Origin of the sequence: Streptomyces fuscichromogenes, assembly GCF_014645815.1 — a bacterium.
Lineage (GTDB): Bacteria > Actinomycetota > Actinomycetes > Streptomycetales > Streptomycetaceae > Streptomyces > Streptomyces fuscichromogenes.
The window spans coordinates 45,889-72,678 of sequence record NZ_BMML01000028.1 but is presented as its reverse complement, the minus strand read 5'-3'; the positions used below and the strand labels follow the sequence as shown (position 1 = coordinate 72,678).

The window sequence follows — 26,790 nt, the reverse complement described above, 5'->3', positions numbered from 1 at the left end:
CGTCCCCATCGAACCGATTCGACGCGGGACGAGCACCATGCACCATCCATCCGACTCCCCTGGAGGCATTGGATGTTGACGGCACGAAGGCGGACCGCGACCGCGGCGGCGATCCTCGCCGGATCGCTCCTGCTCGCCTCCTGCGGCGGCTCGGGCGGCAGCACGTCCGACGCGAAGACGCTGCGGCTGTGGCACTACGAGGGGCCGACCAGCGCGATGGGCATCGCCTGGAACGAGGCCATCAAGGAGTTCGAGGCGACCCACCCGGGTGTGCGGGTGAAGTACGAGGAGAAGAGCTTCGAGCAGATCCAGAAGACCGCGCAGATGGTCCTGAACTCCTCCGACGCCCCCGACATCATGGAGTACAACAAGGGCAACGCGACGGCGGGCCTGCTGTCCAAACAGGGCCTGCTCACCGATCTGACCGCCGAGGCGACGAAGCGCGGCTGGGACAAGAAGCTCAGCGCGGGCGTGCGCACCACCAGCCAGTACGACGCCGGCGGCGTGATGGGCTCCGGCAAGTGGTACGGGGTGCCCAACTACGCCGAGTACACCATGGTTTATTACAACAAGGACCTGTTCGCGAAGTACGGGATCGCCGAGCCGAAGACGTTCGACGACCTGACGGCGGCGATGGACACGTTCGTCGCCAAGGGGATCACCCCGCTCGCCGACTCGGGCTCCGAGTACATGGCCCAGCAGTACCTGTACCAGCTGGCGCTCTCGAAGGCCGACCGCTCGTGGGTCGACGCCTACGAGCTGTACCAGGGCAAGGTCGACTTCCATGACCAGGCGTGGACGTACGCGGCGGACACCTTCGCCGACTGGGTGAAGAAGGGCTACCTCGCGAAGACGTCCTCCGGGACCACCGCCGAGCAGGCCGGGGTCTCCTTCATCCAGGGCAGGTCGCCGATCCTGTTCTCCGGCAGCTGGTGGTACGGCCGCTTCCAGTCCGAGGCCAAGTTCGGCTGGGGCAGCTTCCTGTGGCCCGGCTCGGACCTCACCCTCGGCTCCGGCGGCAACCTCTGGGTCGTACCGAAGAACTCCAAGAACAAGGACCTCGCCTACGACTTCATCGACATCACCATGTCGAAGAAGATCCAGAACCTGCTCGGCAACAAGGGCGGTGTCCCGGTCGCCGCCGACGCGAGCGCCATCACCGACCCCAAGTCCAAGGAACTCATCGCCGACTTCAACACCGTGAGCAAGCGGGACGGCCTGGCCTTCTACCCCGACTGGCCGGTCGCCGGGTTCTACGACACCCTCGTCTCCGAGACCCAGAAGCTGATCACCGGCAGCGAGAAACCGGACGCCTACCTGAGCAACCTCCAGACGGCGTACGACAAGGGCACCAAGTGAGGGTGCGCCGGGACTCGTACGCGCTCTTCCTCCTCCCCGGTGCCGTCGCCTTCCTGGCCGTGGTCGTCGTGCCGTTCCTGATGAACACGGGCGTGAGCTTCACCGACTGGCAGGGCGTGGGCGGTCCGCACTGGTCCGGGCTCGCCAACTACCGGGAGCTGCTGCACGATACGGAGTTCTGGGCGTCGTTCCGGCACAGCCTCTTCATGGTTCTCGCGATGGCGGTGGTCCCGACCGCGCTCGGACTCCTCCTCGCCGCCGCCCTGTTCGACTACGTCGGCAAGCACTTCGGCACCCGGATCGCGGCCGTGCTGCGAGCCTGCTTCTACCTTCCCCAGGTGCTGCCGGTCGCGGTCGCCGGCATCGTCTGGAGCTGGATCCTGGCCCCGGACAACGGCTCCCTCAACGCCCTCCTCAAGGCGGTCGGCCTCGGCTCCTGGCAGCAGGACTGGCTCGGCGACCCGGACCTCGCCCTCTACACGGTCATGGGCGTCCTCGTCTGGGTCCAGCTCGGCTTCCCGCTGGTCGTCTTCATGGCCGGGCTGGGCCGGGTGGACCCGCAGCTGTACGAGGCGGCCGAGCTGGACGGCGCCGGCTGGTGGCGCCGCTTCCGGCACATCACGCTGCCGCAGCTCCGCCCGGAGGTGTACGTCGTCCTGACCTGGTGCACGATCGCCGCGCTCAAGGTCTTCGGCGCGGTGTACGTCCTGACCAAGGGCGGTCCGGGCGGCGCCACCGACGTGCCCTCCTACTTCTCCTTCACCACGTTCTTCGAGAAGACCCAGGTCGGCTACGGCTCGGCGATCTCCACGGTCCTCACGGTCGTCGTCCTGGCCCTGGCCGTGCTCGGTCTGAGGCTGCAGAACCGCGCGGAGGTGGTATGACCGCCCTGCGCCGCTACCCGGTCCTCCTCGCCCTCTGCCTGGCCGCCCTCCTCATGGTCGTCCCGTTCCTGATCGTGACGATGAACGCGGTCAAGTCCCCGGCGGAGTACTCGCAGAACGGCCCGCTGAGCCTCCCGCACGGCCTCTACCTGGACGGCCTGCGGGACTTCTGGCAACGCGTCGACTACACCCGAAAGCTCGTCAACTCCACACTCATCAGCGGCTCGGTGGCCGTGCTGGCCACCGGTCTGTCCGTGCTGAACGCGTACGCGATCGGCATCGGCCGGATCCGGGGCCGTACCTGGGTCCTGGCCTTCTTCGTCCTCGCCAACCTGCTGCCGCAGGAGTCGCTGGTCTACCCGCTCTACTACCTGAGCAAGGAGGCGGGCCTGTACGACACCCGGCTCAGTGTGATCATCGTGTTCACGGTGATCCAGTCGGCGTTCGGGACGTATCTCCTCTCCGCCGTGCTGGGCCAGTTCCCGCGCGAGATCATCGAGGCGGCCCGGATCGACGGCGCGAACAAGTGGCAGATCCTGGTCCGGATCGTCGTACCCGTCAGCCGCCCGACCCTGGGCGTGCTGCTGGTCTTCTTCTTCGTCTGGACCTGGAACGAGTTCCTGCTGCCGCTGGTGATGCTGATCTCCAACGACAACCAGACGGTGTCGGTCGCCCTCGGCGTCCTCCAGGGCCAGCGTCTGATGGACGCCACCATGACCAACGCGGCCGCCCTGCTCGGCGTGCTGCCGGCCGTCGTCTTCTTCCTCGTCTTCCAGCGCACGCTCACCCGGGGGATCGCCGTGGGGGCCGTCAAATAGGAGGTTCGTGAGTGAAGTTCACCGACGGCTACTGGCTGCTGCGCCAGGGTGTCACCGCGGCCCATCCGGTCGAGGTCCTCGACGTCACGGCCGTGGACGGCGCCCTGGAGATCCACGCGCCCACCCAGCCCATCCGCCACCGCGGCGACCTGCTGAAGGGACCGGTCGTGACGATCAGCGCGCACACGCCGATGCCCGGTGTCATCGGCGTCACCTTCACCCACTTCGAGGGCGAGCAGCCCCGCGGGCCGCGGTTCGAGCTCCGGCGGGAGGACTTCGCGTCCCAGGTGTCGTACGACGACGAGTACGCGACCCTGGTCTCCGGCCCGCTCGCGCTGCGGCTGAGCCGGGCCGCGCCCTGGCGGCTGGACTTCCTCGCCGGCGGCCGTGTCCTCACCTCCAGCGGGCCCAAGGGCATGGGCATCATGCGGGACACCGCCACCGGCGCCCACTACCTGCGGGAGCAGCTGGGTCTCGGGGTCGGGACATCGGTCTACGGCCTCGGCGAACGCTTCGGCCCGCTCGTCAAGAACGGCCAGGTCGTCGACATCTGGAACGCCGACGGCGGCACCGCCACCGAACAGGCCTACAAGAACGCCCCCTTCTACCTGACGGACGCCGGCTACGGCGTCTTCGTCGACCACCCGGGGAAGGTGTCGTTCGAGGTCGGCTCGGAGTCGGTGTCCAGGGTCCAGTTCAGCGTCGAGTCACAGCAGTTGACGTACTACGTCATCCACGGCCCGACGCCGAAGGACATCCTGCGCACGTACACGGCCCTGACCGGCCGCCCGGCGCTGCCGCCCGCCTGGTCCTTCGGGCTCTGGCTGTCGACGTCCTTCACGACGTCGTACGACGAGAAGACCGTGACCTCCTTCATCGAGGGCATGCGGGAGCGCGAACTCCCGCTCTCCGTCTTCCACTTCGACTGTTTCTGGATGCGGGAGTTCAACTGGTGCGACTTCCGCTGGGATCCACGGGTGTTCCCGGATCCGGAGGGCATGCTGGGGCGGCTGCACGAGCGCGGGCTGCGGGTGTGCGTGTGGATCAACCCGTACATCGCGCAGCGGTCGCCGCTGTTCGCCGAGGGCAGGGAGCTGGGACACCTGCTGCGGCGGCCGGACGGCAGCGTGTGGCAGTGGGATCTGTGGCAGCCGGGCATGGCGCTGGTGGACTTCACGTCCCCGGCGGCCCGTGACTGGTACGCGGCCAAGCTGGAAGCCCTGCTGGCACAGGGCGTCGACTGCTTCAAGACCGACTTCGGGGAGCGCGTCCCGGTGGACGTGGCCTGGTCCGACGGCTCCGACCCGGAGCGGATGCACAACTACTACACCTACCTCTACAACCGGACCGTCTTCGAGGTGCTGCGCAAGCACCGGGGCGAGGGCGAGGCGGTGGTGTTCGCGCGGTCGGCGACGACCGGGAGCCAGCAGTTCCCCGTGCACTGGGGCGGCGACTGCGAGGCGACCTACGAGTCGATGGCCGAGTCGCTGCGCGGCGGGCTGTCGCTGGGCCTGTCCGGCTTCGGCTACTGGAGCCACGACATCGGCGGCTTCGAGGGCACCCCGTCACCGGCGCTGTTCAAGCGGTGGCTGGCCTTCGGACTGCTGTCGTCGCACAGCAGGCTGCACGGGTCGTCGTCGTACCGGGTGCCGTGGCTGTTCGACGAGGAGGCGGTGGACGTGCTGCGGCACTTCACCCGGCTGAAGCTGAGCCTGATGCCCTACCTGTACGAGGCCGCGCGCACCGCTTCCGCGGAGGGGGTGCCGATGATGCGGGCGATGGTGCTGGAGTTCCCGGAGGATCCGGGGTGCGCGCATCTGGAGCGGCAGTACATGCTCGGGGCGGACCTGCTGGTGGCGCCGGTGTTCGAGGACGAGGGGAACGTGACGTACTACTGCCCCGCCGGTACCTGGACCCACTTCCTGACCGGACGGCAGGTCACCGGCCCCCGCTGGATCCGCGAGCGGCACGACTTCCTGAGTGTCCCGCTCCTGGCCCGGCCGGGGTCCGTGATCCCGGTCGGCGCGGTGGCGGACCGCCCCGACTACGACCACGCCGACGGGGTCACCCTGCGGGCGTTCGGCCTCGATCGCGGCGCCCAGGTCACGGTCCCGGTCGGGGACGTCACCTTCACCGTCGTACGCGAGGGGGACACCCTGCGGGCCTCGTGCAGCGACCCGGCGGCGGCCTGGAACCTCATGGCCGGGGAGCGGACGGCGCGGGCCCGGCCCGGTACCGGGTTCCTCTCCTTGGAGCTGGGCTGATGGTGAAGATCACGGACGTGGCCCGGCACGCCGGGGTCTCCCCCAGCACGGTGTCCTACGCGCTCAGCGGCAAGCGCCCGATCTCGGACGAGACCCGGCGCCGGATCGAGGCGTCCATCCGCGAGCTGGGCTACCGCCCGCACGCCGGCGCGCGCGCCCTGGCCAGCAGCCGCTCCAACGTCCTCGCCCTGGTCATCCCGCTGCGCACCGGTATCCATGTCCCGGTGGTCATGCAGTTCGCGGTGTCGGTGGTGACGACGGCCCGCCGGTACGACCACGACGTGCTCCTCCTCACCCAGGAGGAGGGCGAGGAGGGCCTGCACCGGGTCGCCGACACCGCCCTGGTCGACGCCCTGATCGTGATGGACGTCCAGCTGCACGACCCCCGGCTGCCGCTGCTGCGCACGCTGGAGAGGCCGTCCGTGCTGATCGGCTTCCCGGCCGCCGCCCAGGGCCTGACCTGCGTCGACCTGGACTTCCGGGCGGCCGGTGAGCTGTGCGTGGAGCGGCTGGCGGGCCTGGGGCACCGGGTGGTCGCGCTGGTCGGCTCGCCGCCGGAGGTGTACGTCCGGGAGACGGCGTTCGCCCAGCGCGTCGTCCAGGGCTTCACGACCGCCGCCGACCGCAACGGCATGGCGTCCTCCGTCCGCCCCTGCCCGGCGACGCCGGCGGCGGCCCGCCGGACCGCCGAGCAACTGCTGCGCGAACAGCCGGCGTTGACGGGGGTCGTCGTCCACAACGAGGCGGTCCTGGAACCCCTCGTCGACGCCTTCGAGCAACTCGGCCTGCGCGTGCCCACCGACCTGTCGATCACCGCGATCTGCCCGGACGAACTGGCGGCCTCACTGCGTGTCCCGGTCACCTCGGTCGCCCTGCCGGCCGCGGAACTCGGCGAGCGCGCGGCGGAGTTGCTGATGCGCAGACTCGACGGCGACCCGGACGTCCCGGAGGCGACGCTGCTCACGCCCCGGCTGACGGAACGCGCGAGCACGGCACCGCGCGAGGCCCCCTGACAGCGCCTCCGAGACGGCGGGAACGCGACGAGGGCCCGGTGGTCTGTGACCACCGGGCCCTCGCAACATGGAGACTGTGGAGATGGCGGGAATCGAACCCGCGTCCAACGGTGCAAAAACAGGGCTTCTCCGTGTGCAGTTCGCTGTGATTTTCTCGGCCCCGGCGATCACGCGAACAAGTCGCCGACGGGCCCAGTCACTGTTTGATTTCCCATCCGACCCCGTGACCGGGCCGGATGGTTTAGTCCCCTAGATTATGCCAGGGTCCGGGTCGGGAACATCCCCGGTCTGACACCCGTTAGGGCCTTCACTCACTGCTTATTAGGCAGCGAGGGCGAAGGCGCGGGAATCGCTCTTGGAATTGGCGATTATTGGTTGCGACATATGGTTAACGAGATCATTGCCGCTTCCTCGACACGCTTCCCCTGCTTCGACATCCGCTGTCGAAACCGATCATCCCCATGTTGTTTTTTCAAACCCTCCGAGGAGGGTGCGCACCTGCTGTGAGGTGCAGAACCATCGTACGTGAACAACGAGCGACGTGGCCACCGTATTCCGGTGGTGTTCCGCCCTACGCGCCCCGCTGCCTGCGCTTGGCCGCCGCGATCGCACGGTCCGACTCCCGCCGGTCCTGCTGCTCCCGCAGGGTCTGCCGCTTGTCGTACTCCTTCTTGCCCCGGGCGAGCGCGATCTCCGCCTTCGCGCGGCCGTCCTTGAAGTAGATGGCGAGGGGCACGATCGTGTGACCCGTCTCCTGGGACTTGGCCTCCAGCTTGTCGATCTCCTCCCGGTGCAGCAGCAGCTTGCGCTTGCGGCGCGCGGAGTGGTTGGTCCAGCTGCCCTGGTGGTACTCGGGGATGTGGGCGTTGTGCAGCCACGCCTCACCCTGGTCGATCTGGACGAAGCCGTCGGTCAGCGAGCTCCGTCCTTCACGGAGCGACTTCACCTCGGTGCCGAACAGGACGACGCCGGCCTCGTAGGTGTCGATGATCGCGTAGTCGTGCCGGGCCTTCTTGTTCTGCGCGACGATCTTGCGCTTGCCGCCCTTCTCGCCGTCCCGGGCTTTGGCGGCCGTCCCCTGCTGCTTCTGCTGGGACTCTTTCGGTACGTACATTCCCTTGGCCATAGTGCTGTCCATTTTCGCACTACGGAGGGGGTGCGGGGGAAGCGGTTAAAGGGCTTCCTACGACGGGTCCCCGAGCCCGCTCAGGACCGTCTCCGCCCGCTCCAGCGCCCCGGTGGACACCTCCAGGTCGGGGGTGATGCCCCGGCCGTCGACGGTGTGACCGGAGGGGGTGCGGTAGTGACCGACGGTGAGCTCGGCGACCGCGCCGTCGGGGAGCCGGGTCGGCATCTGGATGGAGCCCTTGCCGAAGGTGCGGGAGCCGAGGACGACCGCGCGGCCGCGGTCCTGGAGGGCGCCGGTGAGCATCTCGGCCGCGCTCATCGTGCCGCCGTCGACGAGGGCGACCAGGGGTCTGGCGGTGTCCCCGCCGGGCTCGGCGTGCAGGGAGCGGGGGGCGCCGTCGACGTCGTAGGTGGCGACCAGGCCGCCGTCGAGGAAGGCGGAGGCGGCGGTGACGGCCTCGCTGACCAGGCCGCCGGAGTTGCCGCGCAGGTCGAGGACGATGCCGGCGTCGGCCGGGGCCTGCCGTACGGCGGTGCGCACGAGCTCCCCGGAGCCCTTGGTGAAGGCGGAGATCCTGATGACGGTGATGCCGGCGGTCAGCTTGTGCACGGTCACCGAGTCGGTGGACAGCAGCGCCCTGCGCACTGTCTCGCTCCACGCGCGCGTGCCGCGCTGGAGGCCGAGGGTGACGGTCGTACCGGCGCGCGCGTCGGTGGCGTCACCGCGCAGTAACGAGACGACGTCGGTGACGGGCCGCCCGTCGACGTCCGCGCCGTCGACGCTGCGCAGCCGGTCGCCCTTCCTGACGCCCGCCTCGGCCGCGGGCGACCCGGACTGCACCCTGCTCACCTCGATCCGCCCGTCCGCCGTCCGCCGGGCCCACAGCCCCACGCCGGTGTACTGGCCGTCGAGCGCTTCCTCGAACTCCTGGTACTCGCCCTCGGAGTAGACCGCGGCCCACCGGTCCCCGCTGCGGCTGACGGCCCGCTCCGCCGCCTCCATGGGGGACTCGCCGTCGGCCATGGCCTCGGCGGCGGCCTTCGCGACGTCCTCGTGCCCGGCGGCCCCGCGCCCGGCGGGACGGGCAGCTCCGGTGGGCGTCTTCCGGTCGGCCTGCCCGGGATCGGGAAACGCCCCGGTGGCCGCCCCGGTCACCAACAGCCCTGCGAACACCAACGTCAGAGCCGCCCCCCGGCGAACCCGGCGGGGCTGACAGAACAGCTCTCGGCCTGACATGCGGGTGAGTCTAGGACAACGCGAGAGGGCCGCACGGGCTGTTGCCCGTACGGCCCTCTTGGCATGCGTCACACCTTCAGGTACTTGCGCAGCGCGAAGAACGCGGCAAGCGCGGGCATCAGGAGGCTCGTTGCGAGGATGAGGGGGAGCTTGGTCAGCACCGCGTCCCAGCCGATGAAGTTGATCAGGTTCAGCTTGTGGGACAGGTCCAGGCCGTGGTCGATGATGAAGTACCGGGCGAGCACCAGGAATCCGCAGGCGACCGTGCCGCCGATCAGACCGGCGACGGCGGCCTCCGCGATGAACGGGGCCTGGATGTAGAAACCGGAGGCGCCCACCAGGCGCATGATGCCGGTCTCCCGCCGACGGCTGAACGCGGAGACGCGCACCGTGTTGACGATCAGCATCAGCGCGACCACCAGCATCAGGGCCATGACCATGCGGGCCGCCCAGTTCATGCCGTTGAGCAGGCCGAAGAGGTTGTCGAGGATGCCCTTCTGGTCCTGGACCGACTGGACCCCGTCCCGGCCGTCGAAGGCCGTCGCGACGACCTGGTACTTCTCCGGGTCCTTGAGCTTGATCCGGTACGACTCCTGCATCTGGTCCGGCGTGAGGGAGTCGGCCAGGGGCGAGTCGCCGAACTGCTGCTTGTAGTGCTTGTAGGCCTCGTCCTGCGACTCGTAGGTGACCTTCTCGACCACCGACATCTTGCCCAGGTCGGCCTGGATCTGCTTCTTCTGGTCGTCGGTGACCGCACCCTTGGCGCAGTTGGGGTCCGACTCGGCGTCGCTCTTGTTGCAGAGGAAGATCGAGACGTTGACCTTGTCGTACCAGTAGCCCTTCATGGTGGTGACCTGGTCGCTCATCAGGAGCGAGCCACCGAAGAGCGCCAGGGACAGGGCGACCGAGACGACGACCGCGAAGGTCATCGTCAGATTGCGGCGGAGACCGACTCCGATCTCCGACAGTACGAACTGGGCGCGCATGGCGTCGGGTTATGCCTTTCCGTGGACGATCGCGGTCAGTGCTGGTAGCCGTAGACGCCGCGTGCCTGGTCGCGGACGAGGCGGCCCTTCTCCAGCTCGATGACGCGCTTGCGCATCTGGTCCACGATGTTCTGGTCGTGGGTGGCCATGACCACGGTGGTGCCGGTGCGGTTGATGCGGTCCAGCAGCTTCATGATGCCGACCGAGGTCTGCGGGTCGAGGTTGCCCGTGGGCTCGTCGGCGATCAGCAGCTTGGGCCGGTTCACGAAGGCACGCGCGATGGCCACACGCTGCTGCTCACCGCCGGAGAGCTCACCGGGCCTGCGGTCCTCCTTGCCGCCGAGCCCGACGAGGTCGAGCACCTGGGGCACGGACTTGCGGATCTCGCCCTTGGACTTGCCGATGACCTCCTGGGCGAAGGCCACGTTCTCCGCGACCGTCTTGTTGGGCAGCAGCCGGAAGTCCTGGAAGACCGTCCCGAGCTGGCGGCGCATCTGCGGCACCTTCCAGTTGGAGAGACGGGCGAGGTCCTTGCCGAGGACGTGCACCTGGCCGTGGCTGCACCGCTCCTCGCGGAGGATCAGCCTCAGGAAGGTCGACTTCCCGGAGCCGGAGGATCCCACGAGGAAGACGAACTCGCCCTTCTCCACTTCCAGGGAGACATCCCTGAGTGCGGGGTGGGTCTGTTTGGGGTAGACCTTGGAGACATTGTCGAATCGGATCACGGATGCACCACGGGTCGCCGGGGGTAGATGAGCGTGACCATACGCGAGTCGGGTGAGGAAGCGCAGGCGCCGGTCACGGTTGGGTGATGCTTGTGCGGTTTTGTTCCTGGGCGAGGTCTACGGACGGCCGCGCTCTTTCCGGGGGAACCTGGCACAGTGGGAGGGAACGTTCTCGTTCCGCGGAGCGTTGTGCAGTCGATGGCCGGTGCAAGGAGGGTGAGCGCATGACGTACGACCGGTTGGTGTGCGCGAACTGCGCGGCGCCCGTGAGCGAGGGCCGGTGCCCCGTGTGCCGGGTCAACCGCGAGCGACTTCAGCAGGAGAACTTCCTCGGCGGTCTGAACCCGATGGCGCTGATCGGGCTGCTCGCGGTGCTGATCGCCGCGGTGGCACTGCTGGCGGCGCACCAGACCGCGTAACGAAGCTCACACAGGCAACAAAAGGGCCCGGAGCGACCGCTCCGGGCCCTTCGTCGTGCGTCACGGACGCGTTCCGTGAGCGGCCCGCTACCGTCAGGCGGCAGCGCCGCCGCGGCCGCCCATGAGGCGCGGCAGGACACGGAAGCCGATACCGCCGGCGATCATCGTGGCGGCGCCGACGATGAGGAAGGTCGTCTGCGCGGCACCGGTCTCGGCGAGCTGGTCGCCGCCGCCCTGGGCCTCGGTGTTCGACGAGCCGGTGTCGGTGAGGGCGGAGGTGCCCTCCTCCTGCGCGGAGGTGCCCGAGTTGCCGTCGGTGCCGGTGTTGTTGCCGCTGCCGGTGCTGCCACTGCCGCTGCCGCTGGTGCTGCCGTCCGACGGGGAGTCGGTGGTCGGCTCGTCCGTCGGCTCGGTGGGCTCCTCGGTCGGCTGGGTGGGCTCGTCCGTGGGCTCGCTCGACTCGGAGGGCTCCGAAGTCGTCGACGGCTCCTCGGTCGGCGTGGCCGGGGTCGTCGGGATCTCGGTGCTGCTCGGGTCGGTCGTCGGGTCGTCGTCGGTGCTGACGGTCGCGGTCAGGCCGCTCTCGTCGGCTTCGACGCCGATGGAGAGGGCGGAGGCCGCGCCGGCCGCGGTCAGCGAGGCACCGGCGGCGATCACGACACCGGCGGCTATCCGCGCGACCCGGATCCGCGTCTTCTTGGTCATCTGGTTGCTACCCCCAGTAGCTCAACGTCAGGTTGGCGGCGCTGGGGCTGTGATCGACGGGAAGGCCACGGCTGCGCGGGCCCCCGGTTCACATGCGCCCCAGAGATACGCATGCCACCCTTCACCCTTCCCATTTTTCAAAGCAACGTCAAGGCCGTTGCGGGCGCGATGTCCAGTTGCGCGCCGAATGGGGGGAGTTGAAGCCTGTGAGTGTGATGTAAAACCCAGACATACGAGAACTGCCGCCACTGGGGCGGCAGTTCCGGGTCGGTCGACTCACCGTGAGCAAGTCGACAAGGCTACTTCTCCTGCTGCTTGCGCCAGCGAATTCCGGCCTCCAGGAAGCCGTCGATCTCGCCGTTGAACACGGCCTCGGGGTTGCCCACCTCGTACTCGGTCCGCAGGTCCTTGACCATCTGGTACGGGTGCAGCACGTACGACCGCATCTGGTTGCCCCAGGAGTTGCCGCCGTCGCCCTTGAGGGCATCCATCCTGGCCTGTTCCTCCTGGCGGCGCCGTTCGAGGAGCTTGGCCTGGAGGACGTTCATCGCGGTCGCCTTGTTCTGGATCTGCGACCGCTCGTTCTGGCAGGAGACGACGATTCCGGTGGGGAGGTGGGTGAGGCGCACCGCGGAGTCGGTGGTGTTCACGCCCTGTCCGCCGGGCCCGGAGGAGCGGTACACGTCGACCCGCAGCTCGGACTCGTCGATCTCGATGTGGTCGGTCTGCTCGACCACGGGGAGCACCTCGACACCGGCGAAGGAGGTCTGGCGGCGCCCCTGGTTGTCGTAGGGCGAGATCCGCACGAGCCGGTGCGTGCCCTGCTCGACGGAGAGGGTCCCGTAGGCGTACGGCACCTGCACGGCGAAGGTGGTCGACTTGATGCCGGCCTCTTCCGCGTACGACGTCTCGTAGACCTCGGTCTTGTAGCCCTTCTGCTCCGCCCAGCGCAGATACATCCGCTGGAGCTTCTCGGCGAAGTCGGCGGCGTCGACGCCACCGGCCTCCGCGCGGATGTTGACGAGCGCCTCACGGGCGTCGTACTCACCGCTCAGGAGGGTCCGGACCTCCATCTCGTCCAGCGCCTTCTTGACGGCGGTGAGCTCGGACTCGGCCTCGGCACGGGTGTCGGGGTCGTCCTCCTCCTCGGCCATCTCGAAGAGCACGACAAGATCGTCGATCCGCCCGCGCAGCGTGTCGGCCTTCCTGACCTCGGCCTGGAGGTGGCTCAGCTTGCTGGTGATCTTCTGCGCCTCGTCCGGGTTGTCCCACAGGGACGGCGCGGCCGCCTGCTCCTCGAGCACGGCGATGTCTGCCCTCAGCTTGTCGAGGTCCAGAACGGCCTCGATCGACTCCATGGTCGAGGAGAGGGACTTGAGCTCTTCGGATACATCGACGACTGCCACGCCTCCAGCGTAACGGCTCCGCCAGGCGAGGATGGCCGACGGGCACCGCCCACCCGCTCGGCTCGGCGAGGGGGGCCGCCCCGGGAAGCGCCCCGTCCCCCGACGGGATCCGGGACGAGGCCCCGCGGCAGCGGCCCTGCCGCCTACCGAGCCGGGCGGACGCCAGACCTCTGGCCCGAGCCGGGCGGATGCCGAACTCCCTGTCGGGGTCCGGGGCGGAGCCCCGCGGCGGTGGGGTTTCGGCCCGCCGAGTCGGCTGGGCGGTGGGCAGTGGGCCCGTCACGGCGACGACGTGCTCTGCGTCTCCCGCGGCGGAGCCGAGTCGTCGCCCGATGTGGCCAGGTACGCGCCGACGCCCACCGCCGCGGCCACCACCACCCCCGCCACCGCGAAGGTCACCTTGCGTCGCCGTGCCGCCACCCGGTGCCGCGCCGACCCCGGACGCGGCGCCCCCGCCGCCCTCGGCACCCGCGCCGTGCCCCGGGCGCCGCCCGCCAGCTCGTCCGGGCCCGGCACCCGCATCGACGTGTGCGTGTCCCGGTTGGAGTCCGGCTTCGCGCCCGGCACCAGGGAGACGGCCCCCCGGCGTCGTACCCGCTGCTCCTCCGTGACCGGCGCGGCGGCGGCCGACTCCTCGGCGTCCTCCGGCGCCTCGGTCTCCGGCTCGTCGACGTCCAGCGGCGGCATCCCCGCCAGCATCGGCAGCTGCTCCCGCAGCCGCGCGGCCAGCTCGGAGGCCCGCAGCCGGGACGCCGGCGCCTTCGCCAGGCACTGCACGAGCAGCTGCCAGAGCTCCTCGGGGATGCCGGGGAGCGGCACGACGCTCTCGGTCACGTGCCGGCGCAGCACCGCGCCCGGGTGGCCGCCGCCGAAGGGGGTGAAGCCCGCGAGGAGCTCGTACAGGACCGTCGCGAGCGCGTAGATGTCCACCGACGCACGGGGCGGCAGGCCCTCCACGATCTCCGGGGCCAGGTAGTCCGGCGTACCGATGATCTTCGTGGCGCGGGTCCGCTTGGGCGAGTCGATGAGCTTCGCGACGCCGAAGTCGGTCAGCAGCGCCGGGTGGGAGCCGCCGGGGCCGAGCGGGCCCTGCATGTCCAGGAGGACGTTCTCCGGCTTCACGTCCCGGTGCACGACCCCCGCCGCGTGCGCCGCCGCCAGCCCGTCCGCGACGTCCGCGACGATCGCCACGGCCGCCTCGGGCGCGAGCCGCCGCTCCCGGTCCAGGCGGGTGCGCAGATCCGTGCCCCGGACCAGGTCCATGACGAGGGCGAGGTCGTTGCCGTCGACGACGAGGTCACGGACGGACACCACATGGGGGTGCTCAAGGCCCAGCAGTGCCGTGCGCTCCTGCACGAAGCGGCCCACGAGTTCCTCGTCGGACGCGAGATCCTCGCGCAGCAGCTTGATGGCGACGGGCCCCTCCGGCCCCTCGCCCAGCCACACCGTGCCGGCGCTGCCCCGCCCCAGGATCTGGTTCGCGGTGTACCGGCTGCCGATCTTCCGTGCCAAGACTGCTCCTACGGACGCGTGTTGCCGACAAAAGTACGCGTCCGATGAGCCAACCTTCACCAGGGAGGCGGAAATCACCCGCCAGGTGTCGACAAATCCACAGACTCGCGGTTACTTGCCGGAGCCGTTGCCCAGGTCGCCGAAGAACTTGCTGACCGAGTTCGCCCAGTGGTGCAGCTGGTTCCAGTAGCCCCGGCCCTGCCCCACCCACGTGTGCACCGGGGTCAGGTCCCAGATCAGCCAGCCCGCGACGAACAGGATGACGACCAGGAACAGGCAGCCCTTGAGGCAGCCGAGCCCGGGGATCTTCATCGGGTTGGCGCCGCGCTGCCGCGGCTCGCGCGGGGCGCGCTGCTGCGGCTCGGCGGGGGGCGCGTAGCGCTGCTGGGGCTGCTGCTGCGGCGGGGCGTACTGCTGCTGCGGCCGGCCGCCGCCGTACCCGGCGGGCTGCTGCCCGTACCCGGCCGGCTGCTGCCCGTACCCGCCCTGTCCGCCCGGTCCGCCCTGGCCGCGCGGCTGCGGCCGGCGTACCGGCTGCTGCTGCGGGGCCTGGCGTGGCGGCTGCTGCTGGGGCCGGGCCACCTGCCGCTGCGGGCGGCGGCGCAGCGGGTCCTCGCCCGGGTCGAGGTACTGGACCTGGGTCTGCTCGTTGCGGTCACGTGCCGCGCGGAGCTGCGTCTGCCAGGGATGCGGCTGCTCCGGCTGCTGCTGGCCCGGCTGCCCCTGGGGCACCGGCGGCAGGACGGCCGTCGGGTCGGCGGCGCCGGTGTTCGGCAGTACGGCGGTCGGGTCGGCGGCACCGAACGGCGCCGGCCCGCCGGTGTGCGGCAGGAAGCTGGTCGCGGCGTTCGGGTCGTACGTCCCCGTCGGGGCGCTCGTGTTCGGCAGCACCTGGGTCGGGTCGGCCGCGCCCGGTACGGCGGCCGGCGCCGGGTCGGGGGCGAGCAGCGCGCCGACGCCCTCGGCCGCCGCGATCTGCGCCGAGTTCGCGTGCACGCCGACGCCCTCGGCGACGACCCGCAGGCCGCGCGCGAGGTTCTCGGCGCTGGGGCGGTCGTCGGGGTTCTTGCGCAGGCAGCGCTCTATGACCGTCCACAGCGGGTCGGGCACGGTGGAGGGGCGGCGGGGCTCGGCGCTGAGGTGCTGGTGGAGGACTTCCAGGGCGCTGCCGCCGGAGAACGGCGGGCGGCCGGTGACCAGCTCGTACAGCAGGATGCCGGCGCCGTAGATGTCGACGGCGGAGGTCTGCGGGCGGCCCTCGGCGGACTCCGGCGCGATGTACGCGGGCGTGCCGACGAACTCGTGGGTGCGGGTCAGGCCGGGGGAGTCGGCGAGGCGGGCGATGCCGAAGTCGGTCAGCATCGGGTGCATCTGGCCGTTGTACTGGGCGAGCAGCACGTTGGCCGGTTTCAGGTCGCGGTGCACGACGCCGTCGGCGTGGCTGGCGGCGAGCGCGTCGGCGACCTGGGCGGTGAGCAGGGCGGCGGCCACGGGCGTGAAGGGGCCGTTCTCCCGCAGGTAGCGGTGCAGGTCGGGGCCGTCGACGAGGTCCATGACCAGAGCGAGGAGATCGCCCTCCACGACGAGGTCGCGGACCCGGACGATGTTCGGGTGGGTGAGCCGGAGCAGGACGGAGCGCTCCCTCAGGAAGCGCATCACGATGTCGGAGTCGTTCGCGAGCTCTTCCTTGAGGACCTTGATCGCGACGGTCTCTCCGGGCTGGCCGGCCACGGCTGCCTCGGCGCCCGCGGTCTCCCGCTGGCGGGCACGCCAGACGGTACCGGTGGCGCCGCGTCCCAGCGGCTCCTCCAGGAGGTACTTGCTGCCTACCGGCCGCACGTCATGCGCTCCCTAGCTGCTTGCTGAATGTCTCCGACCCATGTGTCCGAACCACTGTAGTGCGGTGGTGGCTGGGACCGGGCTGTCGTCCGGCTGTGCTTTCCCCCTCTTCGGTAGGGAGGCGATAAGCGTCCCGACGTATCCCCATACGTTGCCGTTCCGGCGTGCGTTCGATGGAAAGACGCTGGCTTCGGTCCGCCGGTTGCCGGGCTCGGACGTGACCGATCTCAAGTGATCGCCCGCACGGTATTGGTCAGGCACTTTTGGGGGCAGAGCTGACCAATCAAGATCACTTACCATCGGGACGTGGGCGCGTTGTCAGTGGCAGGTGCGAGGATGCGCTTGACAGCAGAACTGGCCGACGTGCTCGTGGCGGTGGGGGAATTCCGCGCCCGCGCAGAAGGGACCGCTGACGGCGATGCAGATCCGGCTGACCGTCGTAGACCCGCTGGGCCCTGCCGCGCAGCGGGGCCGGGCCGTGAGCCGGGACGTGCTGGTGACGGCCCCCGCGGGCACCGACCTGGCCGCGGTGGCGTCGGGGCTGGCCTCGGCGGTCACGGGGGACGGCAGCCTGGGCGGCCGTGAGCCGAGCGGTGCCCCGGTCGTGCTCTACGCCGGGGTGGAGCGGCTGGACGCCCGCCGCCGCATCCTGGGCGAGCCCCCGCTGGTCGACGGCGCGGTGCTGTCCCTGGGCGCCCCCGCGGCCCCCGAGCCGCACCCCGAGCTGGACGACGCCCCGACCCAGCTGCACGTGATCGCCGGCCCGGACGCGGGCGGGGTCCACCTCCTGCACGGCGGCCAGATCACCATCGGCCGCTCCGCCGACGCCGACGTCCCGCTCGACGACCCGGACGTCTCCCGGCTGCACTGCGCGGTCACGGTCGCCGCGGACGGCCGGGTCTCGGTCGCCGACCTGAACTCCACCAACGGCACGGTCCTGGACGGCACCCGCGTCACCGACCACCCGGTCCGCCTCACCCCGGGCTCGCTCCTGCGCATCGGGGAGTCGGCCCTGCGGCTCACGCCGTCCGGGGGCCCGGGGGCCCGGGTGGGCACGACACCCGACGGTGAGGGGTGCGTGCGGGTGCTGACGGGCGGCGAGGGCATCGACGGCGAGGGTTCCGCCGCCGGCGGGAGCGGCCCCGCCGCGCCGGCCGGCCGTACCCACCACGCCTACGGCACGGCGGGCTGGGGTGCCGCGGGCGGGTCCGCCCGGAGCCACGAACACAGCCCGGTGGAACCACCGGTCGTACCGGCACAGGGGGACGCGCCGAGGATCGAGAGCCGGGGCGGGCGGCCGGCGGCCGGCCGTGGCGACGGGCCGCCGTGGACCGGGCGGGCCGGCGGATCCCCCGCCGGGGACGGCGGACCCGCGGGCGGGTTCCCGGCACCAGCCGGGCAGCGGACCGAGCCGCCGTCGGCCGAGCGCGGGTACGACGGCGACCGGCACGGCTACCCGTCGACCGGGAGTCGCGGCACGCTGCCGGGCCCACGCGGCACCGCCGCGACCGCGCACGGCCCGGTCCCCTCCCACGGATCCGAGGCCGCGTACGGCACCGGTGCGCCCCACGGGTCGGCGACCGCGTACGGCGCCGGCGCACCCCACGGATCAGGAGCCGCATACGGCTCCGACACGGCGCAAGGCCCTGACACCGCACCCGGCACCGCCGTCAAGGGCAGCTCAGGCGAGACCCACGCCGGCCGATCCGGAGCGCTCGGCGATCGCCCGGCCCCCTCCGGAAGTGCCGGCGGCGTCGGAATCGGAAGCGGCCGGAGTTCCACCGGCGCGGGCGGCACCGCCCCTGGCCCGGCCCCGGCCGACGGCGCCCGCCTCGCCCACGACCCCGCCGACGCCCCCACCCCCTCCGGCAGACGCAAGGGCACCCCCCTCCGTGGTACCGACGCCCCCGCCCTGTCCGGCGCCCGCAGGCGCGGTGGGCTCGGGGCCTGGGCGCGGCGGCTGGCCGGTGGGCGCGGTGAGGCCCCGTCGGCCGCGGACGACGAGACCGTGGCGGCGGACGGCGGCGCCGCGTCCTTCGAGGTGCCCGCCCAGCCGGAGACCTGGCCCGATCCAGCCGCCCTGCTGCTGACCGCGCTCGGCCCCGGCCCCCGCCTCTGGGAGCGCGGCCCCGGCCATCCGGAGGCGCTCACCGTCCGGCTCGGCAGCGCGGACCGCCCGGCGCCCGACGGCTCGGGCCTGCTTCCCGCCGTCCCGGTCACCGCCGGTCTGCGCGAGGCCGGAGCGCTCGGCCTGGCCGGCCCGCGCACCCGGCTGGCCGGCCTGGCCCGTTCGGTCCTGGCCCAGCTTGCCGCGCTGCACTCGCCCGACCTGCTGGAGATCGTCCTGATCAGCGCGGACCGGGCCCGCTCCCTGGAGGAGCGCACGGCCGAGTGGTCCTGGCTGGGCTGGCTCCCGCACGTCCGCCCGGGGCACGGCCAGGACTGCCGCCTGCTGCTGGCCTACGACCGCGAACAGGCGGCGGCCCGCGTGGAGGAGCTGCTGCGGCGGACGGAGGAACTGTCCGCCCCCCGCAGGCCCGCCACCCCGTCCGACCGCCCGACACCGGCACCGTCCGCAGCATCCGCATCCGCATCCGCACCCGCATCCGCATCCGCCCGTACGACGGCGGGCGCCCCGCCCCCCGAGACCGCCCACCGTCCCTCCTGGGCCCGCGAGGACCTGGGTGCCGACGGCGACGGCGGCTTCCCCGGGCCGTACACGGTCGTCGTGGTGGACGGCGATCCCGGCGGCTCCGCGCTGCGTGACGCGGTGGCGCGGCTGGCCGTGGCCGGACCGCGGGCCGGCGTGCACGTGATCTGCCTCGCGGAGACGGCCCCCGCCTCGGCCGGCTCCCCGGTCGCCGAGACCTACGAGGAGGCGTGCGCGGTGACGCCGACGTTCCGGGAGTGCGGGGCGGTCGCCCTGCTCAGCGGGGACGTGGCGACGGCGCTGCACCTGATGCGCGTCTCCGCCGGTCACGGCGGCCATGGCGGTCACCCCGGCCCGGTCGGCCCCGGCACCCTGGCCGCGGTGGACGCGGTCTCCCCCGCCTGGGCCGAGCGGTTCGCGAGGGCGCTGGCCCCGCTGCGCCCCGAGGGCCCGGCCGGCGAGCGGCACCCGCGCGCGGCCGCCCGGCTCCCCCAGTCCGCCCGTCTGCTGGACGAGTTGGGGCTGGCGCGGGCCACCCCGGCGTCCCTGATGGCGCGTTGGGCGGACGCGGCCGACGACACCGAGTCGCTGGGCGGCCGGGGCCGGGCGGTGCTCGGTGCCGGACCGCGCGGCCCGCTCACCGCCGACCTGGTGGCCGAGGGACCGCACCTGCTGATCGAGGGCCCGCCCGGCAGCGGCCGTACCGAGCTGCTGCGGGCGGTGGTCGCCTCGCTGGCCGCCGCCGAGCGCCCCGACCGGCTCGGGATCGTCCTGATCGACGGCCGTGACGGCGTCGGCACAGGTGCCGGGCACGGCGAAGGCCTGCGGGTCTGTACGGACATACCGCATGTCACGACCCACCTCACCGCCAACGACCCGGTGCGGATGCGGGAGTTCGCGCAGTCGCTGAGCGCCGAGCTGAAGCGGCGGGCCGAGCTGCTGGGCCGCTCCGACTTCACCGACTGGCACGCGCAGCGGGAGATCTCCGGCCGTATCGTCCCGCAGCGCGCCCGCTCCGCCGCCTCCGGCGCCGCCGACATAGAAGCCCCGCCCAGTTCGACGATCCGCCTGCGCCCGTCGGCCGGCGCCGCGGCCCGCGGGCGCACGGAGGCGCCGCCCCCGCTCCCCCGTCTCGTGGTCGTGGTCGACGACCTGGACGCCCTGGTCTCCCCCGCCCTCGGTTCACCGGGCCGGCCGGCCGCCGGGTCCGTGATGCGGGCGCTGGAGGCGGTGGCGAAGGAGGGCGACCGGCTGGGCGTGCACCTGGTCGCGGCGGCCGGCACGGGCGGCCGTACGGCGGAGACGGAACCGGCCCGGCAGGCCACCCTGCGCATCACCCTGGACACCCCGGCCGGCGGCCCCGACGAACCGGCGCCCGGCCGCGGCCGTCTGACCACCCCGGACGGCCGGACCACGGCGTTCCAGACGGGCCGGGTCACGGGCCGTATCCCGCGCACGGCGACCCAGCGCCCCACGGTGGTCCCCCTCGACTGGCACCGCATGGGCGACCCCCCGACCCGCCGCCCGGTACGCGAACTGGGCAACGGCCCGACGGACCTGGCCCTGCTGGCGAGCGCGGTGGAGCGGGCGGCGAAGGAAGTCTCGGCGGCGGAGGTCCCCTCCCTTCTGTGAGTGTGGTCTCCTGTGAGCGCGGGAACCGATCACAACGCGATCACGATCCCGGGCCCTCCCCGGTAGGCCCCCTTGCCGCGCAAGCGGCCCCCGCGTACACCGGAGCGCACGGCACAGAGTTCTGACGTTCAACGAGGAACGACGAACGGGGAAGTGATGCGCGCCATGAGCAACACCATCCGGACACACAGGGCCCTCACCACACTCGCCGCCCTGCTCGCGGGCTCGCTCGCACTCACCGCGTGCGGAGGCAGCGACAAGAAATCCGACGGCGACCACAGCACCGGCGCCACCGAAACCAGCACCCTCACCCTGCCGAAGCTCGACGGCACCACCCTCGAAGTGGCCGCCGTCTGGACCGGTCAGGAGCAGAAGAACTTCAAGCAGGTGCTCGCGGAGTTCGAGAAGCGCACCGGCGCGAAGGTCACCTTCGTGCCCGCCCAGGACCCGATCATCAACTTCCTGGGGTCGAAGATCGCGGGCGGTCAGCCGCCGGACATCGCGCTGCTGCCACAGCCCGGCGCGATCAAGCAGGCCGTGCAGAAGGGCTGGGCGAAGCCGCTCGACGCGGACACGATCACGGAGGTGCAGAAGAACTACTCGCAGGGCTGGCAGGACATCGGCAAGGTCGACGGCAAGCAGTACGGCGTCTACTACAAGGCCGCCAACAAGTCACTGGTCTGGTACAACGCCAAGGTCTTCGAGAACGCGGGCGCCAAGGAGCCCAGGACCTGGCAGGACCTGCTGACGGCGGCGCAGGCGGTGTACGACTCGGGCGTCACACCGTTCTCGGTCGGCGGCGCCGACGGCTGGACGCTGACCGACTGGTTCGAGAACGTCTACCTCTCCCAGGCGGGCCCGGAGAAGTACGACCAGCTCGCCCAGCACAAGATCAAGTGGACCGACCCGTCCGTCAAGCAGGCGCTGACCACGCTCGCCCAGATCTGGGGCAAGAAGGGGTACGTCGCGGGCAACGCGTCCGGCGCGCTGCAGACGGAGTTCCCGGCCTCGGTCACCCAGACCTTCACCGGCGGCGACCAGCCGAAGGCCGCGATGGTGTACGAGGGCGACTTCGTGCAGGTCAACATCGGTGAGACCAAGGCGAAGGTGGGCACGGACGCCAAGGTGTTCCCGTTCCCGGCCGTCGGCTCGACCGCGCCCGTGGTCTCCGGCGGTGACGCGGCGGTCGTCTTCAAGGACTCCAAGGGCGCCCAGGCGCTGGCGAAGTTCCTGGCCTCCCCGGACGCGGCGACCATCCAGGCGAAGCTCGGCGGCTATCTCTCGCCGAACAAGAGCGTGCCGAACTCGGCCTACCCGAACGAGGTGCAGCGCACGATCGCCAAGTCCCTGATCGCGTCCGGCGACGACTTCCGCTTCGACATGTCCGACCAGGCCCCGCAGGCCTTCGGCGGCACCCCGGGCAAGGGCGAGTGGAAGGACCTCCAGGACTTCCTGCAGAACCCGACGGACGTCGCCGGCACCCAGGCGAAACTGGAGAAGGACGCGGCGGCCGCCTACGGCAGCGGAAGCTGACCCGGCGATGGCCGCACCCGCAGCCACGGCCCCCGCTTCTCCTCCCGGCCGCCGCAGGAGCGTGACCGGCACCCGCAGGACCGTGGCGGTGCTCTTCCTCCTCCCGGCCCTGGTGCTGCTCGGCGCGCTCGTGGTCTACCCGATCGGGTACTCGCTGATCCGCAGCTTCTACAACGCGAACGGCGACGGGTTCGCCGGCGTCGACAACTACAAGGCGATCTTCACGGACGACGGCATCCGTACCGCCCTGAAGAACAACGTGATCTGGGTGGTGTTCGCGCCGACGGTGGCCACCGCCCTCGGCCTGGTCTTCGCGGTGCTGACCGAACGGGTGCGCTGGGGCACGGCGTTCAAGCTGGTCGTCTTCATGCCGATGGCGATCTCGATGCTGGCCGCCGGGATCATCTTCCGCCTGGTCTACGACCAGGACCCGGACAAGGGGGTCGCCAACGCGGTCTGGGTGGGCGTCCACGACACCTTCGCCCGGTCCTCCGCGTTCCCCAACGCCCACCCGGGCCGGGAGTCGCCCCTGACGGCGGACCAGGGCGGCTTCATCACCAGGACGACGGTCCACACCGGCGAGACCGTCGCCCTTCCGCTCGTCGGGGTCGCCCCCGACCAGATGCCGGGCGGCGCGCGGAAGGCCGTGGCGGCGAGGTCCGAGAACGGGAGGATCACCGGTACCACCTGGCAGGACTTCACACGGGGCAAGGGCGTCGGCAGGCTCGGCACCCCCGACCCGTCCGAGCTCGGCTACGACGGGATGCGTATCGAGGCGGTGAAGAACGGCCAGGTGGTGGCGTCCACGAAGGCCGCCGCCGACGGCACCTTCACGCTCCCGGCCGCCGCCGACGGGGCCCGGCTCCGGCTGCCCGCGAGCAACTTCAAGCAGCCGTACAACGGCGTCGACTGGCTCGGCCCGTCCCTCGTCACGCCGGCCATCATCGGGTCGTACGTCTGGATGTGGGCGGGCTTCGCGATGGTGCTGATCGCGGCCGGGCTGGCCGGTGTGCCGCGGGAGCTGCTCGAAGCGGCACGGGTCGACGGGGCCACCGAGTGGCAGGTGTTCCGCAAGGTCACCGTGCCGCTGCTGGCACCCGTCCTCGCCGTGGTCACCGTGACCCTGATGATCAATGTGCTGAAGGTCTTCGACCTCGTGTACATCATCGCGCCGGGCTCCTCGCAGGACGACGCGAACGTGCTCGCCCTGGAGCTGTACCGCAAGGGCTTCTCGGAGGGCCAGCCGGGCATCGCCAGCGCCATCGCGGTGTTCCTGCTGCTGCTCGTGATCCCGGTGATGTGGTTCAACGTCCGCAGGCTGCGGCGGGAGGAGCGGCGATGAGCTGGGTTCTGGAGAAGATCAACGGCGGTCTGGTCCGGGTCTTCCTGATCGTCGTCGCCCTGTTCTGGCTGGTGCCGACGATCGGGCTGCTGGCCTCCTCGCTCCGTTCGCCGGACGACATGAGCGCGAGCGGCTGGTGGCACGTGTTCAGCAAGCCGTCCCAGCTCACCTTCGAGAGCTACCAGAAGCTCCTGGAGAACAGCGACATCACCGGCTCCCTCTGGAACACGGTCCTGATCACCGTCCCGGCGACGGTCCTGGTCGTGATCATCGGAGCGCTGGCCGGTTACGCGTTCGCGTGGATGGAGTTCCCGGGCCGGGACTGGTGGTTCCTGACCGTGGTCAGTCTGCTGGTCGTGCCGGTCCAGGTGGCGCTGATCCCGATCGCCGAACTCTTCGGCAAGATCGGCCTGTTCGGGACGATCTTCGGGGTGATCCTCTTCCATGTCGGCTTCGGGCTGCCGTTCGCGGTGTTCCTGCTGCGGAACTTCTTCGCGGAGATCCCGCGCGAGCTGCTGGAGGCGGCCCGGCTCGACGGCGCCGGTGAACTGCGGCTGTTCACCCGGGTGGTGATGCCGCTGGGCGGGCCCGCGATCGCGAGCCTGGGCATCTTCCAGTTCCTGTGGGTGTGGAACGACATGCTGGTCGCGCTGGTGTTCACCAAGTCGGGCACCCAGCCGATCACGGTCGCGCTCCAGACCCAGGTCCGCCAGTTCGGCAACAACGTCGACGTCCTGGCACCGGGCGCGTTCATCTCGATGGTGATCCCGCTGGCCGTGTTCTTCGCCTTCCAGCGGCAGTTCGTGACGGGGGTGATGGCGGGCGCGGTCAAATAACCGCACCAGAGCGCGCGAGGAGCTCTCGGAAGGGGCGAGTCGGCCGTCGGCTCGCCCCGGTCCGCTCACGGAACGTAACCCACATGACGTAGGGAACCGTAACCAAATCACTCCATTGGCCGTTCCCGGGCAGAACGCCCGCGCCGACCGACCCATGGATGCCCCTTGCCCAGGTTCAGTGTCATCGTCCCCGCGTACCAGGTCCAGGCGTACCTGCCCGAGTGCCTGGACTCGGTGCTCTCGCAGTCGTACCCCGATCTGGAACTGATCGCCGTCGACGACTGCTCACCGGACTCCTGCGGCACGATCATCGACGAGTACGCGGCCCGGGACGCCCGCGTGCGGGCCCTGCACCTGCCGGAGAACCAGGGCCTGGGCGGCGCCCGCAACGCGGGGATGGCGCAGGCGCGCGGCGACTACCTGCTCTTCCTGGACAGCGACGACACGCTGACGCCGGACGCACTGCGGGCGGTCGCCGACCGGATCAAGGAGACCGGCGATCCGGACGTGCTCGTGTACGACTACGCGCGGACGTTCTGGACGGGCCGGGCGGAGCGCAACAAGGTCGCGACGCACCTGGCGGAGGAGGGTCCCGCGCCGTTCCGGCTCGAGGACCGGCCGGGTCTGCTGCGGGTGCTCATGGTGGCGTGGAACAAGGCGTACCGGCGGGAGTTCGTGGCGGAGAACGGCCTCGCCTTCCCGCCCGGCTACTACGAGGACACGCCCTGGACCTATCCGGCCCTGATGACCGCCGGATCGATCGCCACCCTCGACCGGGTCTGCGTGCACTACCGGCAGCGGCGGCAGGGCAGCATCCTCTCCACCACCAGCCGCAAGCACTTCGACATCTTCGACCAGTACGACCGGGTCTTCGCGTTCCTCCAGGAGCGGCCCGAACTGGCGCACTGGCGGCCGGTGTTGTTCCGGCGGATGATCGACCACCTCTCGACGGTGTTCACCAGGCGGGGCCGGCTCCCGAAGGGCAGCCGCGCCGAGTTCCTGCGCACGGCCCGTGCCCACTGCCGGCGCCATCACGCGGGGGGCTCGGAGATCCGGCTGCGCACCCGGCTCCGCCACGGCCTCGTCCACCACGGCCTGCACCGCACCTACCGCGCCCTCCAGCTGGCGATGTCCGTCCGCCGCCGCGCCCTCAAGGCCGGCGTCAAGTCCGCCCGCGGGCTGCGCTCGGCGCTGCTCCAGCTGCACTACCGGGTCCAGCTGCGCCTCCCGCTGCGCGCCGACCGCGCGGTCTTCGCCGCCTACTGGAACCGCGGCCACAGCTGCAATCCGGGCGCGCTGGAGGAGGCGTTCCGCACCCACGCCCCGCACGTGCGCACCGCCTGGATCGCCCGCCCGGAGCATCAGCACACGATCCCGCCGGGCCCACGCCGGCTGCGTCCGGGCACCTTCGCCTACTGGACGGCGCTGGCCCGCTCCAAGTACCTGGTCAACAACGTCAACTTCGACCGGCGGCTGAGAAAGCGCCCCGGCCAGGTGTTCGTACAGACCCAGCACGGCACCCCGCTCAAGCACATGGGCCTGGACCTCCAGGAACACCCGGCGGCGGCCGCCGGCATGGACTTCGAGGAGCTCCTGCGGGGTGTCGACAAGTGGGACTACGTGCTGTCCGCGAACCGCCACACCACCCTGACCTGGGAACGCGTCTACCCCGGTGGCTACCGGACCCTCGAATACGGCTATCCGCGCAACGACGTCCTCCAGCGGGCCACCTCGGCCGACGTGACCCGGATCCGCGAGTCGCTCGGCATCCCCGAGGGCACGGTCGCCCTTCTCTACGCCCCCACCCACCGCGACTACCGGCGCACCCAGCGCCCGGCCCTCGACCTGGACCGGATCGTGCGCCGCCTCGGCCCGCGCTTCGTGATCCTGGCCCGCGCCCACTACTGGCACGGCGGCCCGCTCGCGTCCGGGGACCGGGTGATCGACGTCAGCGACCACCCCAGTGCGGAGTCCCTGTGCCTGGCCGCGGACGCGCTGGTCACCGACTACTCGTCGATCATGTTCGACTACGCCAACCTGGACCGGCCGATCGTCGTGCACACCGAGGACTGGGACGCCTACCACGCGGCCCGCGGCACCTACTTCGATCTGCGCTCCGAGCCGCCCGGCGCGGTCGCCCGCACCGAGGACGAGCTGATCGACATCTTCGCCACCGGCCACTGGCGCGGCTCCCGCTCCGCCCAGCTGCGCGCCGCGTTCCGCGAGCGGTTCTGCCGGTACGACGACGGCCGCGCCGCCGAGCGGGTGGTCCGCCATGTGGTGCTCGGCGAGCCGGCCGGGCTGCCGGAGTTCATCCCGCTGGAGCAGCGGCACCCCGTGCCCGCGGCGGCCGCCGGGCTCGCCCACTCCCCGCTGGCCACCGTTCCGCAACCTTCCGGCCATCTGCCCGTCACCGAGAGCCGCTGAACGCCGTTTGCCTTGCAGGGAGTTCCCTCATGCCCCCCAACACCTCGCGGCCCACCCCGTCCCGGCCGTCCACCT

General features: G+C 71.3%; 19 protein-coding genes and 1 other RNA gene. 11 read left to right on the top strand and 9 right to left on the bottom strand.

The features are described 5' to 3' along the window. Positions 1-72 precede the first annotated feature (72 nt). From IEZ11_RS41405 to IEZ11_RS41385, 5 genes are read left to right on the top strand one after another with little or no spacing between them, the layout of a single operon-like run. The gene (locus tag IEZ11_RS41405; RefSeq protein ID WP_189268220.1) at positions 73-1,359 is read left to right on the top strand and encodes an ABC transporter substrate-binding protein; all 1,287 of its coding nucleotides are present in this window, start codon (positions 73-75) and stop codon (positions 1,357-1,359) included. Next, positions 1,356-2,243 carry a carbohydrate ABC transporter permease gene (locus tag IEZ11_RS41400; RefSeq protein ID WP_189268219.1) on the top strand — a complete coding sequence of 296 codons (888 nt, stop codon included), beginning with the start codon at positions 1,356-1,358 and terminating at the stop codon, positions 2,241-2,243. The genes IEZ11_RS41405 and IEZ11_RS41400 overlap by 4 nt, the downstream gene beginning before the upstream one ends. Further along, complete coding sequence (locus IEZ11_RS41395; protein ID WP_189268218.1) at positions 2,240-3,061, top strand: carbohydrate ABC transporter permease; 822 nt, start codon at positions 2,240-2,242, stop codon at positions 3,059-3,061. The genes IEZ11_RS41400 and IEZ11_RS41395 overlap by 4 nt, the downstream gene beginning before the upstream one ends. 11 nt (positions 3,062-3,072) lie before the next feature. Next, positions 3,073-5,325: an alpha-xylosidase gene (yicI, locus tag IEZ11_RS41390; RefSeq protein WP_189268217.1), complete on the top strand. Its 2,253-nt coding sequence runs from the start codon at positions 3,073-3,075 to the stop codon at positions 5,323-5,325. Further along, on the top strand, positions 5,325-6,338 hold the full coding sequence (locus tag IEZ11_RS41385; RefSeq protein ID WP_189268216.1) for a LacI family DNA-binding transcriptional regulator: 1,014 nt from the start codon (positions 5,325-5,327) through the stop codon (positions 6,336-6,338). The genes yicI and IEZ11_RS41385 overlap by 1 nt, the downstream gene beginning before the upstream one ends. 74 nt (positions 6,339-6,412) lie before the next feature. Here IEZ11_RS41385 and ssrA read toward each other — a convergent pair. The 5 genes from ssrA to ftsE form a co-directional block, all read right to left on the bottom strand. Further along, positions 6,413-6,799: a transfer-messenger RNA gene (gene ssrA / locus IEZ11_RS41380) on the bottom strand. 110 nt (positions 6,800-6,909) lie between these two features. Next, positions 6,910-7,452 carry an SsrA-binding protein SmpB gene (smpB, locus tag IEZ11_RS41375; RefSeq protein ID WP_229713671.1) on the bottom strand — a complete coding sequence of 181 codons (543 nt, stop codon included), beginning with the start codon at positions 7,450-7,452 and terminating at the stop codon, positions 6,910-6,912. Positions 7,453-7,521: 69 nt separating this feature from the next. Continuing rightward, a complete protein-coding gene (locus tag IEZ11_RS41370) occupies positions 7,522-8,703 on the bottom strand; it encodes a S41 family peptidase (RefSeq protein ID WP_189268215.1) in 1,182 nt (393 codons plus the stop codon). A gap of 68 nt (positions 8,704-8,771) precedes the next feature. After that, on the bottom strand, positions 8,772-9,689 hold the full coding sequence (gene ftsX, locus IEZ11_RS41365; protein WP_189268214.1) for a permease-like cell division protein FtsX: 918 nt from the start codon (positions 9,687-9,689) through the stop codon (positions 8,772-8,774). Positions 9,690-9,724: 35 nt separating this feature from the next. After that, a complete protein-coding gene (gene ftsE, locus IEZ11_RS41360; RefSeq protein WP_059203505.1) occupies positions 9,725-10,414 on the bottom strand; it encodes a cell division ATP-binding protein FtsE in 690 nt (229 codons plus the stop codon). 224 nt (positions 10,415-10,638) lie between these two features. Between ftsE and IEZ11_RS41355 the strand changes: the two genes are divergently transcribed. Further along, positions 10,639-10,833 (top strand): hypothetical protein, encoded by a 195-nt coding sequence (locus IEZ11_RS41355; protein ID WP_189268213.1) that lies wholly within the window; start codon positions 10,639-10,641, stop codon positions 10,831-10,833. 93 nt (positions 10,834-10,926) lie between these two features. On the opposite strand, the gene IEZ11_RS41350 is transcribed toward IEZ11_RS41355, so the two are convergent. The 4 genes from IEZ11_RS41350 to IEZ11_RS41335 form a co-directional block, all read right to left on the bottom strand. Continuing rightward, positions 10,927-11,538, bottom strand: a complete 612-nt coding sequence (locus tag IEZ11_RS41350; protein ID WP_189268212.1) for a hypothetical protein — start codon at positions 11,536-11,538, stop codon at positions 10,927-10,929. A 299-nt stretch (positions 11,539-11,837) separates the two neighbouring features. Next, positions 11,838-12,944, bottom strand: a complete 1,107-nt coding sequence (gene prfB, locus IEZ11_RS41345; RefSeq protein WP_189268211.1) for a peptide chain release factor 2 — start codon at positions 12,942-12,944, stop codon at positions 11,838-11,840. Positions 12,945-13,223: 279 nt separating this feature from the next. Continuing rightward, a complete protein-coding gene (locus tag IEZ11_RS41340; RefSeq protein WP_189268210.1) occupies positions 13,224-14,456 on the bottom strand; it encodes a serine/threonine-protein kinase in 1,233 nt (410 codons plus the stop codon). A 111-nt stretch (positions 14,457-14,567) separates the two neighbouring features. Continuing rightward, positions 14,568-16,295, bottom strand: coding sequence for a serine/threonine-protein kinase (locus IEZ11_RS41335; protein WP_189268209.1), 1,728 nt, complete (start codon positions 16,293-16,295; stop codon positions 14,568-14,570). 418 nt (positions 16,296-16,713) lie between these two features. Between IEZ11_RS41335 and IEZ11_RS41330 the strand changes: the two genes are divergently transcribed. From IEZ11_RS41330 to IEZ11_RS41310, 5 genes are all read left to right on the top strand, one after another. Further along, the gene (locus tag IEZ11_RS41330) at positions 16,714-20,577 is read left to right on the top strand and encodes an FHA domain-containing protein (RefSeq protein ID WP_189268208.1); all 3,864 of its coding nucleotides are present in this window, start codon (positions 16,714-16,716) and stop codon (positions 20,575-20,577) included. A 156-nt stretch (positions 20,578-20,733) separates the two neighbouring features. After that, a complete protein-coding gene (locus IEZ11_RS41325) occupies positions 20,734-22,110 on the top strand; it encodes an ABC transporter substrate-binding protein (RefSeq protein ID WP_189268207.1) in 1,377 nt (458 codons plus the stop codon). 7 nt (positions 22,111-22,117) lie between these two features. Then, a complete protein-coding gene (locus tag IEZ11_RS41320; protein ID WP_189268206.1) occupies positions 22,118-23,452 on the top strand; it encodes a carbohydrate ABC transporter permease in 1,335 nt (444 codons plus the stop codon). Next, complete coding sequence (locus tag IEZ11_RS41315) at positions 23,449-24,288, top strand: carbohydrate ABC transporter permease (RefSeq protein WP_229713670.1); 840 nt, start codon at positions 23,449-23,451, stop codon at positions 24,286-24,288. Before IEZ11_RS41320 ends, IEZ11_RS41315 begins: the two co-directional genes overlap by 4 nt. 165 nt (positions 24,289-24,453) lie before the next feature. Continuing rightward, a complete protein-coding gene (locus tag IEZ11_RS41310; RefSeq protein WP_189268204.1) occupies positions 24,454-26,715 on the top strand; it encodes a bifunctional glycosyltransferase/CDP-glycerol:glycerophosphate glycerophosphotransferase in 2,262 nt (753 codons plus the stop codon). Positions 26,716-26,790 lie beyond the last annotated feature (75 nt).